Source organism: Pseudomonas sp. NPDC090208 (assembly GCF_044746785.1).
Lineage (GTDB): Bacteria > Pseudomonadota > Gammaproteobacteria > Pseudomonadales > Pseudomonadaceae > Aquipseudomonas.
In genome coordinates this window covers 238,923-251,345 of sequence record NZ_JBIVCU010000002.1, presented here as the reverse complement: position 1 = coordinate 251,345, position 12,423 = coordinate 238,923, and the positions used below count along the sequence as shown (strand labels likewise).

Genomic DNA, 12,423 nt, shown 5'->3' with positions numbered 1-12,423 from the left:
ATGACAATGAGGGTCGCCGGCAAGCCGGCTCATAGTTTGTGGTGTTCGCAGCATTTACGTTCAACACACATCCTGTGGGAGCCGGCTTGCTGGCGATAGCGCCACATCAGTCAACCCTGCAGAGCCTGAAGAAACGTCATCGCAAGCAAGCTCACTCCTACCATTTCCGGCAGATCAGACGCCTCAATGGGTCATGACAACGAGGTTCGCCGGCAAGCCGGCTCAGAGTTTGTGGTGTTCGCAGCATTTACGTTCAACACACATCCTGTGGGAGCCGGCTTGCTGGCGATAGCGCCACATCAGTCAACTCTGCAGAGCCTGAAGGAACGTCATCGCGAGCAAGCTCACTCCTACCATTTCCGGCAGATCAGACACCTCAATGGGTCATGACAATGAGGGTCGCCGGCAAGCCGGCTCATAGTTTGTGGTGTTCGCAGCATTTACGTTCAACACACATCCTGTGGGAGCCGGCTTGCTGGCGAAGGCGGTGGGTCAGTCGACATCAATGTGTCTGACCTGACGCCTTCGCGGGCAAGCGCGCTCCTACAGGGGCAGGCGTTCAGGCCTTCTGCAAAAACACATCCGCCAGCAGCTGGCTGCGTGGCAACCCGGCGATGAACAGGCGCTTTGAAAACGCCTCGACGCTGGCCGTGCTGCCGCACACCTGGGCGATGGTCTGACGGGTGCTGACGCGCAAGGTCGAGAGCGCCGCCTGAAAGCCATCGGTGTCGATCAACTCGACCTGCAGATGTGGATGCTCCAGAGCCAGTTGCGCCAATGGCTGTGCCAGGTAATGCCCATCCGGGCCGTGAGCCACGTGCATGACCCGGATCGGCCCCTGATGCTGCTGGCGCAGCGCCTCACGCAGCACACCCCACAACGGCCCCAGCCCGGTACCGGCAGCCAGCAACCACAGTGGCCGTTCGTGCCAGTCAGGGTCGTAATGCAGCGCACCACCACGCAGTTCACCGAGACGAATGGCGTCCCCGGCTTTCAACGTGCGAGCAACGTCCGTGAACACGCCGGGATGGCGGCAATCCAGATGAAACTCCAGAAACGCATCTTCACCCGGCAGACTCGCCAGCGAATACGGCCGGGCAATGCCGTTGGCCGTCCACAGCACCAGATGCTGACCGGCGCGATAGCGCAGCGGACGTTCGGGCTCCAGACGCAGGCGCAACACGGACGCTCCGAGCCAGTCGCAGGCGATCACCCGTGCCGGCAAACCGTCACGCAGCGGATCGAAGATTTCCACGACCAGATCATTGACCACCCGGCATTGGCAAGACAGCCGCCAGCCCTGCTCGCGCTTGCCGGCATCCAGCGCTTCGGGCATGGCGTCCAGCGGCTCGCCGGCCACACAACGCACCAGGCACGCATGGCAACTGCCCGCACGGCAGCTGAAGGGCACCGCCAGCCCGGCACTGTTCAAGGCATCGAGCAGATTGCTGCCCGCCGCCACCGGCCATTGCCGGTCGGACACTCGCAACTCAGGCATCGGCAAAATCCCACTCGCCATGGCAACGGTTGCGGCCATGATGCTTGGCGCCATACAGGGCCTGGTCAGCGCGCTGCAAAGCGCGATCCATGTCATCGCCGTGTTCGATCACGGTCATGCCGATGGACAGGCTCAACGCCATCTCCGGCACGTCAGGCAGGCTGACCTGCTCGAAGGCCAGGCGAATACGCTCGCAACATTCGACCAGTTGCGCGCGGGTACAGCGGGGAATCAGCAAGACAAACTCCTCGCCTCCGTAACGCGCCAGAATGTCGTTCGGGCGCAGGCAGCCACGGGCGCTGGCGGCAAATGCCTGCAATACGCGGTCGCCGGCGGCGTGGCCGTGCATGTCGTTGACCCGCTTGAAATGGTCGAGGTCGATCAGCGCCAGCCCTTCGGTCTCATCGTCCGCCATGGCGTCCAGTTCGCGGGTGGCGATGCGCAAAAAGTGCCGGCGATTGAACAGTCCGGTCAGTTCGTCGGTGGCAGCCAACTCTTCCAACTGAAACATCATGCCGCGCAGGGTGTCCTGATGCGCCTGCAAGCTGACCCGGCGCTGCTGCATGCGCTGGCGCGAGTGCTGCACGAAGCGGGCGTACAGGCACAGCCAGGCCAGCACCAGAAACAGCGCACAGGTCTGCAGGGCAGCGAGATTGGGGTCGGTCAGATGGCGGGCGAAGGCGTCCCACAAGTTCAGCCCCGTGAAACCCAGCAAGGCGAACAGCGCGCAGCGGGTGAAGACTTTCGGCGGCAGGTGGAACAGACCGAACAGCAGCACCAGCACATACAGCACCAGGAACGTGCCACGCGCCGAGTCCAGATGGCTGAGCAGATAGGTTTGCCAGCCCAGCCCGATCAGCACCTGCAATTCGGTCAGCCCGGGGTCCTTGAAGCGTCGGTTGGCCCCGGAAACGAACAGGGCCAGCAGGCCGCCCTGGCTGAGCAGCACCAACAGGCTGGACAAGCCGACGCTGAACAGGGAGGCATGGTAATAACCGGCAAAAAGCGCCACCCACACCAGGGCAATGATCAGCCCGTAGGTGCCGGCGGCCAGAGCGAGTCGCTTGAGCAACAATCGCTGAATGGCGTCGTCAGTCACGTCTTGATTCAACATGGATAAAAAGGGTCCGTCCTGTACTGTCAGAAGAAATGACCTGTACGACGGCTCAAGCGCGTGACCCGCGCTTCTTGCACGGTCACGGCTGTCCAATCAGGCAGTTCGCCACTCTAGTGCCTGCGCTGCAAAATGACTATCCAAATGTCAGCTTCCCGACGACCGCCACACTGCGCCTCGTCCGCCCCTTGCGGGTCGATGAAACCGGGCGATGTTCGACCAACGTTCAGTCGTAACCCGCTGTACCAAAAACGACCACGGGTTATACTGCCGCGCCTTTTTTACGCCGACCTGCCGATGTTGTCCTTCGGCACGCCTCACGCTTAATCAGGATGCTTGCGCCAGAACGTTGCAGTACTGTCGCCCATAGCAACACGAATGTTCCCGCCAAATCAGAGGAGCGCGCCCCCATGACCGTGATCAAGCAAGACGATTTGATCCAGAGTGTCGCTGACGCCCTGCAGTTCATTTCCTACTACCACCCCGTTGACTTCATTCAGGCCATGCATGAAGCGTATCTGCGCGAAGAGTCGCCGGCTGCCCGCGACTCCATGGCCCAGATCCTGATCAACTCGCGCATGTGCGCCACCGGCCACCGGCCGATCTGCCAGGACACCGGCATCGTCACCGTTTTCGTGCGCGTCGGCATGGACGTGCGCTGGGACGGCGCCACCATGAGCCTGGACGACATGATCAACGAAGGCGTGCGCCGCGCCTACAACCTGCCGGAAAACGTCCTGCGTGCCTCGATCCTCGCCGACCCGGCGGGCGCTCGCAAAAACACCAAGGACAACACCCCGGCGGTCATCCACTACTCCATCGTGCCGGGTAACACCGTCGAAGTGGACGTGGCGGCCAAGGGCGGCGGCTCGGAAAACAAATCGAAGATGGCGATGCTCAACCCGTCCGACTCGATCGTTGACTGGGTACTGAAAACCGTGCCGACCATGGGCGCTGGCTGGTGCCCGCCTGGCATGCTCGGCATCGGCATCGGCGGCACCGCCGAGAAAGCCGCGGTCATGGCCAAGGAAGTCCTGATGGAGTCCATCGACATCCACGAGCTGAAGGCTCGCGGCCCGTCGAACCGTCTGGAAGAAATGCGTCTGGAGCTGTTCGAGAAGGTCAACCAGCTGGGCATCGGTGCCCAGGGCCTGGGCGGTCTGACCACCGTGCTCGACGTCAAGATCATGGACTACCCGACCCACGCCGCGTCCCTGCCGGTGTGCATGATCCCGAACTGCGCCGCCACCCGTCACGCGCACTTCGTGCTCGACGGTTCCGGCCCGGCTTCGCTGGAAGCGCCACCTCTGGACGCCTACCCGGAAATCGTCTGGGAAGCCGGCCCGTCGGCCCGTCGCGTCAACCTCGACACCCTGACCCCGGAAGAAGTGCAGAGCTGGAAGCCGGGTGAAACCGTCCTGCTCAACGGCAAGATGCTTACCGGTCGCGACGCTGCGCACAAACGCATGGTCGAGATGCTGAACAAGGGCGAAACCCTGCCGGTGGACCTGAAAGGTCGCTTCATCTATTACGTCGGCCCGGTCGATCCGGTCGGTGACGAAGTGGTAGGCCCGGCTGGCCCAACCACCGCGACCCGCATGGACAAGTTCACCCGTCAGATCCTCGAACAGACCGGCCTGCTGGGCATGATCGGCAAATCCGAGCGCGGCCCGACCGCTATCGAAGCGATCAAGGACAGCAAAGCCGTGTACCTGATGGCCGTCGGCGGCGCTGCCTACCTGGTGGCCCAGGCGATCAAGAAATCGCAAGTGCTGGCATTCCCGGAACTGGGCATGGAAGCGATCTACGAGTTCGAAGTCAAAGACATGCCGGTCACCGTTGCGGTCGACAGCAAAGGCGAGTCCGTACACATCACCGGTCCCGCCATCTGGCAGAAAAAGATCAGTGAAAGCCTGGCGGTGGAAGTGCAGTAAGCGCTTTATCTGCGAGCAATGAAAAAGCCCGGTCCCAGTACCGGGCTTTTTCATCCAACCGGCGCAACGTTACTTCCCTACCGCACGCAAAAGCCCCGGTTCAGGCACTACTACCGATCGTTTCTGGCTCAAATACCGCGTGCAACTCACCCGCAGAAACGACGCGAAGTTGATGACTTCGCCGTTATAGCCCATCACTTCTTCATACAACTTTGTGATCAGTTGATTGGTGGTCATGCCGTCGTTGCGGGCGATTTCGGCGAGGATGTCCCAGAACTGGTTTTCCAGACGTAAGGTCGTGACCACGCCGCAGATGCGCAGCGAGCGTGAGCGGGACTCGTAGAGGATAGGGTCGGCTTTTACATAGAGTTCGCACATGGTGTTGGCCTCAGTGGATAAGCTTTTCGCAAACTTCCGTGGGAGGGAGCTCTGCTCGCGATGGCGACAAGTCTGTCAACGTCGGGTTGTCTGGCCTGACGCTATCGCGAGCAGAGCTCCCTCCCACAGGGTTCGCAGCGTTCGGGATGCCTCGGCATGACATCTGCCCCGTAGCAGTCCGGCTTACCGGCGGTGGCGGTCTTTCTATCGTCGCCGCTGGCAAGCCAGGCTGCTACAGAACGTTCGCCGTTGTAGCCGTGGGAGCGCCTCCTCCCACAGGGTTTGCGGCGTTCGGGATGCCTCGGCATGACATCTGCCCCGTAGCAGTCCGGCTTGCCGGCGGTGGCGGTCTTTTTATCGTCGCCGCCAGCAAGCTGGGCTGCTACAGGTCATGGTGTCAGCCGTACTGCCTCAAAGAATGATCTGGGTGCCCAGCAGTTTGAGAAACGCCGCCAGCCACGCCGGGTGCGCGGGCCACGCGGGGCCGGTGACCAGGTTGCCGTCGGTGTGGGCTTCTTCCATGCCGATGTCGACGTATTCACCGCCGGCCAGTCGCACTTCCGGGGCGCAGGCCGGGTAGGCGCTAAGCGAGCGGCCTTTGAGAATGCAGGTTTCGGCCAGCAGTTGCGGGCCGTGACAGACGGCGGCGATGGGTTTGCTGTCGCGGCCGAATTCACGGACCAGTGCCAGCACGTCCTGGTTGAGGCGCAGGTATTCCGGCGAGCGTCCGCCCGGCACCAGCAGGGCGTCGTAATCGGCGGATTTGACGCTGGCGAAGTCGAAATTGAGGGCGAAGTTATGGCCGCGCTTTTCGCTGTAGGTCTGGTCGCCTTCAAAATCGTGGATGGCGGTGCGAATGACCTCGCCTTTTTTCTTGCCGGGGCAGACTGCGTGGACGGTGTGACCGACCATCTGCAGCGCCTGGAACGGCACCATCACTTCGTAGTCTTCGACGTAATCGCCGACCAGCATGAGAATCTTCTTGGCCGCCATCTGCTGATACCCTCCGGTGGATGTGTCCTTGAGCCGACAGTATTGGCGGGATATTTCCCGCGCAGGTAACAGCGTAGTACTACACGAGGCGATGGCTGCGTATTCGTGAAGCTGTAGAAGCGCGCTTGCCCGCGATTACGGTACACCGGCAGCAATGATGCTGTCTGACACAACGCCTTCGCGGGCAAGCCCGCTCCCACAGATTCATCGCCGTTATCGCTGTAGCAGCCTGGCTTGCCGGCGGTGGCGAGTTCACCATCGCTGCCGCCGGCAAGCCGGAATGCTACGGAACAGGCGACATTGAATCTGTAGGAGCCGGCTTGCTGGCGAACCGGTCTACCAGCCGCCATCGTCGTCACAGGTCCATCGCATTCGCCAGCAAGCCGGCTCCCACGGCCTTCGGCCAGAAGCAAAAGCACTACCGCGTCGTTCACCTGCAGCAGTAAAACTGTGGGAGCAAGCGAACGGGCAACAGCGCCATTAACCCCGCCGGTCCAGCGCATTGACCACCAGCCGGTCGACCCAGCCCCACAGCCGCTGTTTGATCCGTCGCCACAGCGGGCGGGATTGCCAGTCGGCCAGGCTGACTTCGCTGCTTTGCAGAAAATCGCGCTCGAAGCTGGCGGTCACGGCCTGGCTCAGCGCCGGATCGATGGCTTCCAGGTTGGCTTCCAGGTTGAAGCGCAGGTTCCAGTGGTCGAAGTTGCACGAGCCGATGCTGACCCAGTCGTCGATCTGGACCATTTTCAAGTGCAGGAAGCACGGCTGGTATTCAAAGATTTTTACCCCCGCCTTGAGCAGGCGCGGGTAATAGCGATGGCCGGCATAGCGCACCGACGGGTGATCGGTGCGCGGGCCGGTCAGCAGCAGGCGCACGTCGACACCCCGCGAAGCCGCTCTACGCAGGGCACGACGGACTTTCCAGGTCGGCAGAAAATACGGCGTCGCCAACCAGATGCGCCGTTTGCTGGTGCTCAGGGCGCGGATCAGCGCTTGCAGAATGTCGCGATGCTGGCGCGAGTCGGCGTAGGCCACCCGACCGAACCCCTGGCCGCTGACCGGCGCTTTGGGCAGGCGCGGCAGGCCGAAGTTTTCCGCCGGGCGCCAGGCCTTGCGCCGGGGGTTGGCGTGGAACTGACGGTCGAACAGCGCCTGCCAGTCGAGCACCAGCGGGCCACGGATTTCCACCATCACTTCGTGCCATTGGCTGACATCCTGATCCGGCTGCCAGAATTCGTCGGTCACGCCGGTGCCACCGACCACCGCCAGCGACTTGTCCACCAGCAGGATCTTGCGATGGTCGCGGTACAGGTTGCGCAGGCCGCGCCGCCAGTGCACCCGATTGTAGAAGCGCAGAATCACCCCGGCTTCGGTCAGACGATTGCGCAGGCTCAGGGTGAAGGCCAGCGAGCCGAAGTCATCGAACAGGCAGCGCACGATCACCCCGCGCCGTGCCGCAGCAGCCAGCGCCTGCACCACCGCTTCGGCGCAGGCGCCGGCCTCGACCAGATACAGTTCCAGCTCGACCTGCTGCTGCGCCGCGTCGATGGCCGCGATCATGCGCGGGAAGAACGCTGGCCCGTCGATCAGCAGGTTGAACTGGTTGTCGTCACGCCACGGAAAGATCGCCCCTCGCATGATCAGCGCGCCGTGAAGATCAGCACGGCGCCTACCGGCACCGAGTGACCGATGGCCGACAGACCGGCGACCTTGCGCAGGCTGTCGAGCCCCGGTAGCAGGCCGAAATCTTCGGCATGCAGCACCAGCGGTTCGAGGGTCACCACCTGAAAGCGCCGATCATCAAGACGGGTCGCCAGCAGCTCGGCGTTGTAGGTCTGCGACTGGCCGTGGATCTGCACTTTCAACGGCAGCCGCAGTTCCAGTTGCGCGCCCGGCGCCAGCGCGTTGATCGGGCGCATGTCCAGTTGCGCGGAGATGTGCGCCTCGGGAAATTGCTTGATCTCGAACAGGTCACGACGCAGCCGTTGGTCACGCAGCGGGATGCCGGTGCTGACCGAATCCAGCTCGATCTCAAGCTCGGCCACGCCCTTGCTGTCGACCTTGCCATGCAGATTGAGGAAACGATGGACTTCGGAAATGTCGGCGTTTTTCGTGGAGATGAACGACAGCCGCGAGGACTCGTTGTCCAGATACCAGTTCGCCTGGGCTGGCAGAGCAAGCACGGCCAGCGAGGCCAGCAACAGGCGGGGAAAAATGGGCATGCGAACTCCAGAAGCGCGGATGAGGGCTACGTTATCCGGCTGTCAGACCGCAGGCAATTGACGAGGTTCGCGGCCGTGCCTCTCGCTACACCCCTCGCTAAGGCGCGTCAGGCAACAAGCGGCAGCCCTGGTGCGGGCCGAGCCATTGCGCGCGGCTGTCGCGGCCCATGCCGCTGGAGGAGATCAACCGTGCTGCAGCGTCCTCATGCAAGCTGGCGGGAAGCCACTGTTTGACGTACCCCTGACAGTAGTCCACCGGCTGGTTCATCACATAGCGGCACGAGCAATATTCCTTGGCCGTGTAGGCGCTGATGATGCTGGGGAACGCCTGCAATTGAACGCGCCAGACCCCGATCAGCACGATGAGCCCGAACAGAATCAACAACCCCAGGGTGCTGAACGGACGACGGCGGATGAAGCTTCTGCGCGCAGTCATTGAGCGCCCTCCCCGGCCACTGCTGCCTGTGCCAGTTTGAGCAGTCGATTGTGGTCGTAACTGCCGTCGCGGTCGTCAGCGTAGCGCACGATCACCAGACCTTTGCTAGGGATCACGTACAGCGCCTGGCCCCAATGGCCGAGGCCGGCAAAGGTGTCCGGCGGCGCATCGGACCATGGCCCCGCTTGGCCGTTGCCCGTTCGATTGAGCCACCAGTGCCCGCCGGGGGCTTCGTCCGCTGCCATCTGTGTTGTCGTCTGCGAGGTGAACGGCGTGAGGTTGAAACGGACCCACTCGGCCGGCAGCAACTGTCGCGTTTGCCAGCGACCGTCACGCGCCATCAGCAAGCCGATGCGCGCCAGATCGCGAGCGGTCATGTAGGCGTAGGACGAACCGACAAAGGTGCCGCTGGCGTCGCTTTCCCAGGTGGCGCTGCGGATGCCCAGCGGGTCGAACAGCGCGGTCCAGGGGTAGTCGGCGTAGCGGTCCGCGCCGACCATGCCTTTCAGCGCCGCCGCCAGCACCGTGCTGTCGCCGCTGGAATAGCGATAGGAGGTGCCCGGCGCGCTGACGACCGCGTGCTGCGCCGTGAAGCCGGCCATGTCACCGCGACCGCGGGTGTAGAGCATCGCCACCACCGACGAATTCAGCGGCGCGTATTCGTAGTCTTCCTGCCAGTCCAGCCCGGATGCCCAATGCAACAGGTCCTGAATGCGGATTTGCGGGTGGGCGCTGAACGGCGGATAGAACTTCGCCACCGGGTCATCCAGGCGGACCCGCCCTTCGCCGTAGGCCACGCCCAGCACGGTGGCGAGAATGCTTTTGCTCACCGACCAGGTCAGGTGCGGCGTGTCGGCGTGGGTGGCACCAGCGTAACGCTCGTAGACGATTTCGCCGTTGCGCACGATCAACAGCGCGTCGCTGCGGATGCCTTTACGGGTCTGCTCGTCGCGGGGCGGGAAGGCGTAGGTGTCCAGGGCCTGCACCGCAGCGTTAATGGGCAACGGCCGCGTCGCCCATTGCGGATCGGGCCAGTTTTCGGCGCTGGCGGTGCTGACGAGCAGCAGTGTGACAAGAGGCAGCAGGCAGGCGAACAAACGACAGTTCATGAACGAATCCCGGACGGCGACCGGGGGACTGTAGACGGAATTCGTGACAGGTGATGTGAAGCCTTTCCGCGCGTGGATTGCCTTGCGGCCGTTGTAGGAGCTGGCTTGCCCTGCGACCGGCTGCGAAGCAGTCGTAGAACCGGTAAACGTGGCGTGTCAGACAGAATGTGTTCTCAGGTTTTACGACGACTGCGGTCGGACGCGACCCCGGCGCGCTCGCAGGGCAAGCCAGCTCCTACAGAAAACGGCGGCGCTTACCCCTGTCACGCAACCATCACCAAAACTTAACGGTGATGACATCGGCCCTCCCTAGCCTGCATTCGTACAGCAATGATTCGAAACAATCAGTCGACCGGCCTGGACGAAGGCTGGCCCACGGAGACGCCACATGACTCAGATCGCCAGCATTCGAGACACCCACTCCGAACGTCGTCTGCAGGCCGTGCGCCTGGTGGGTGACCAAGCCTTGCAGGAAGCCCAGGCGCTACGCTTCAGCGTGTTCAGCGGCGAGTTCAACGCCAAGCTCAAGGGTGCCGAACAGGGTCTGGACATCGACGATTACGACATCCATTGCATGCACATCGGCGTGCGCGACCTCAACAGCGGCCGTCTGGTCGCCACCACCCGCCTGCTCGACCACAAGGCCGCCAGCAGCCTGGGCCGCTTCTACAGCGAAGAAGAATTCAGCCTGCACGGTCTGGTCCATCTGCAAGGCCCGATCCTGGAACTGGGCCGCACCTGCGTCGACCCGGCCTACCGCAACGGCGGCACCATCGCCGTGCTCTGGAGCGAGCTGGCCGAAGTGCTCAACGAAGGCGGCTACAGCTACCTGATGGGCTGCGCCAGCATCCCGATGCAGGACGGCGGCATTCAGGCCCACGCGATCATGCAGCGTCTGCGCGAACGCTACCTGTGTACCGAACACCTGCGCGCCGAGCCGAAGAAGCCGCTGCCAAGCCTCGACTTGCCGAACAACGTGATCTGCGAAATGCCGCCGCTGCTCAAGGCCTACATGCGCCTGGGCGCGAAGATCTGCGGCGAGCCGTGCTGGGACGAGGACTTCCAGGTCGCCGACGTGTTCATCCTGCTCAAGCGCGACGAGCTGTGCCCGCGTTACGCCCGTCACTTCAAGGCGGCGGTCTGATGAGTCGCCTGCGCAGTCATGCGCGCGTGATCCGCGTGTTGTGGGTAATCGCCCTGGGCCTGACCATCGCCGGCACCTTCGCCCTGATGGAGCGTCTGCGTATCGGCAACACCATGGCCCGTCGGCAGCGCTGGACCCACTGGTTCATGGCGCGGCTGAGTGGCGCCCTGCCGTTCCGCGTGACAGTCACCGGCAAGCTGCCAGGCCAGCCGATGCTGTGGGTCAGCAACCATGTGTCGTGGACCGACATTCCGCTGCTGGGCATGCTGGCGCCGCTGTCGTTCCTGTCCAAGGCCGAAGTACGCACCTGGCCGGTGGCCGGCTGGCTGGCGCTGAAAGCCGGCACGCTGTTCATCCGTCGTGGTGCTGGCGACAGCAAGCTGGTGCAGAAACAGATGGGCCAGCACTTGCTGGGCAATCATGCGCTGGCGATCTTCCCGGAAGGCACCACCACCGATGGCCGCAGCCTGCGTACTTTCCACGGTCGCCTGCTGTCCAGCGCCATCGACACCGGCGTGCCGCTGCAACCGGTGGCGATTCAGTACCTGCGCAACGGCAAGCCAGATCAGATCGCGCCCTTCATTGGCGACGATGACCTGCTTTCGCACTTGCGCCGGCTGTTCGACAACGACGTCAGCGAGGTGCACATCCGCCTGCTGACGCCGCTTGCGTCGCAAGGCAAGGAACGCGCAGCGCTGGCCTTCGAAGCGCAGCAGGCGGTGCAGACCGCGCTGTTCGGTGAAGTGGCTCAACCGGCTGAGGCGCGCCCGGCCGCCAGAGCTGCCTGAGCTGCCTGAGCGAATGCCTGCAACTGTGGATAAAACTCGCTGAAATCCTCGCTCAATGGCCGGTACAGCCCGCGCAGTTCCTGCATGGCACCGGCCAGTCCCTCGGGGCGTGACAGGCGTCGGGAGATCCCCGCCAGCGCATCGCCCACCACCTCAAAATCACGGTAAGAACCGAGCCAGTCCTGCGCCGCCATGCGCGGCGCAATCCGCGCCAGCCGTTCCGGCAACTCAGGCTCGTTGGCCAGCACCCGGTAAACCTTGTCGGTGAACGCCTCCAGCGGCACATCCGAGTACTGCTGCCAGTCCCGCGCCAGGCAGTGATCGAAAAACACGTCCAGCACGATCCCGGCATAGCGCCGCCGCCCTTCCGGGAAACGCGCCATGGCCTGGCGAATCACTGGGTGGGCATCGGTGAAAACGTCGATGCGCCGGTGCAGACGAATGGCTTCCTCGATGTCAGTCGGAAACCGCCCGGCCAGCAGGCCCTTGACGAAATCGCCGTAGAGGCTGCCGAGCAATTGCGCGGGTGCCTGGCCGCCGAGGTGGAGGTGTGCAAGGTAATTCATGACGTTGTGCGCAACCGGATTCAGCCTGTGGGAGCGGATACATCCGCGAATCTGTCGGTACATTCGACACATTTGCGGCGTCTGTAAAGCCGTCATCGCGGATGAATCCGCTCCCACAAGGGTTATGGGATCGGGTGCCTGCCCCATATATCGATATAACCCGATATACCGATCTGGCACATTCTTAGCGCCAGATCATATTTGTATATCGCGATTTATAGATATAAAGTTCGCCCCATCG

The 12,423-nt window shown here is 63.0% G+C and carries 12 protein-coding genes; 3 read left to right on the top strand and 9 right to left on the bottom strand.

Going from position 1 to position 12,423, the window contains the following annotated elements; all coding sequences use genetic code 11:
- Nucleotides 1-559: 559 nt before the first annotated feature.
- Together ACIPL0_RS04180 and ACIPL0_RS04175 are read right to left on the bottom strand one after the other, a co-directional pair.
- Complete coding sequence (locus ACIPL0_RS04180) at nt 560-1,498, bottom strand: iron-sulfur-binding ferredoxin reductase (RefSeq protein ID WP_400593295.1); 939 nt, start codon at nt 1,496-1,498, stop codon at nt 560-562.
- Nucleotides 1,491-2,597 (bottom strand): diguanylate cyclase, encoded by a 1,107-nt coding sequence (locus ACIPL0_RS04175; RefSeq protein ID WP_400593945.1) that lies wholly within the window; start codon nt 2,595-2,597, stop codon nt 1,491-1,493. Before ACIPL0_RS04175 ends, ACIPL0_RS04180 begins: the two co-directional genes overlap by 8 nt.
- A gap of 425 nt (nt 2,598-3,022) precedes the next feature.
- Here ACIPL0_RS04175 and ACIPL0_RS04170 point away from each other — a divergent pair, with 425 nt between their 5' ends.
- Nucleotides 3,023-4,546, top strand: a complete 1,524-nt coding sequence (locus ACIPL0_RS04170) for a fumarate hydratase (RefSeq protein WP_400593298.1) — start codon at nt 3,023-3,025, stop codon at nt 4,544-4,546.
- Nucleotides 4,547-4,615: 69 nt separating this feature from the next.
- Here the strand turns inward: ACIPL0_RS04170 and ACIPL0_RS04165 are convergent, their stop codons facing one another.
- The 6 genes from ACIPL0_RS04165 to ACIPL0_RS04140 form a co-directional block, all read right to left on the bottom strand.
- Nucleotides 4,616-4,924: a ribbon-helix-helix domain-containing protein gene (locus tag ACIPL0_RS04165; RefSeq protein WP_400593301.1), complete on the bottom strand. Its 309-nt coding sequence runs from the start codon at nt 4,922-4,924 to the stop codon at nt 4,616-4,618.
- A 411-nt stretch (nt 4,925-5,335) separates the two neighbouring features.
- Nucleotides 5,336-5,917 carry a DJ-1/PfpI family protein gene (locus ACIPL0_RS04160; RefSeq protein ID WP_400593303.1) on the bottom strand — a complete coding sequence of 194 codons (582 nt, stop codon included), beginning with the start codon at nt 5,915-5,917 and terminating at the stop codon, nt 5,336-5,338.
- A gap of 480 nt (nt 5,918-6,397) precedes the next feature.
- Complete coding sequence (locus tag ACIPL0_RS04155; protein WP_400593306.1) at nt 6,398-7,555, bottom strand: phosphatidylserine/phosphatidylglycerophosphate/cardiolipin synthase family protein; 1,158 nt, start codon at nt 7,553-7,555, stop codon at nt 6,398-6,400.
- A 2-nt stretch (nt 7,556-7,557) separates the two neighbouring features.
- The gene (locus ACIPL0_RS04150) at nt 7,558-8,139 is read right to left on the bottom strand and encodes a YceI family protein (RefSeq protein ID WP_400593309.1); all 582 of its coding nucleotides are present in this window, start codon (nt 8,137-8,139) and stop codon (nt 7,558-7,560) included.
- A gap of 97 nt (nt 8,140-8,236) precedes the next feature.
- Nucleotides 8,237-8,575 (bottom strand): amidase, encoded by a 339-nt coding sequence (locus tag ACIPL0_RS04145; protein ID WP_400593312.1) that lies wholly within the window; start codon nt 8,573-8,575, stop codon nt 8,237-8,239.
- Entirely contained in the window at nt 8,572-9,684 is a 1,113-nt protein-coding gene (locus ACIPL0_RS04140) for a serine hydrolase domain-containing protein (RefSeq protein ID WP_400593315.1), read from the bottom strand. Before ACIPL0_RS04140 ends, ACIPL0_RS04145 begins: the two co-directional genes overlap by 4 nt.
- A gap of 388 nt (nt 9,685-10,072) precedes the next feature.
- On the opposite strand from ACIPL0_RS04140, the gene olsB reads away from it, so the two are divergent.
- A complete protein-coding gene (gene olsB / locus ACIPL0_RS04135) occupies nt 10,073-10,828 on the top strand; it encodes an L-ornithine N(alpha)-acyltransferase (protein WP_400593318.1) in 756 nt (251 codons plus the stop codon).
- Entirely contained in the window at nt 10,828-11,616 is a 789-nt protein-coding gene (locus tag ACIPL0_RS04130; protein ID WP_400593321.1) for a lysophospholipid acyltransferase family protein, read from the top strand. Before olsB ends, ACIPL0_RS04130 begins: the two co-directional genes overlap by 1 nt.
- Here the strand turns inward: ACIPL0_RS04130 and ACIPL0_RS04125 are convergent.
- A complete protein-coding gene (locus ACIPL0_RS04125; protein ID WP_400593324.1) occupies nt 11,577-12,182 on the bottom strand; it encodes an ACP phosphodiesterase in 606 nt (201 codons plus the stop codon). The genes ACIPL0_RS04130 and ACIPL0_RS04125 overlap by 40 nt on opposite strands.
- Between the last annotated feature and the right edge of the window lie 241 nt (nt 12,183-12,423).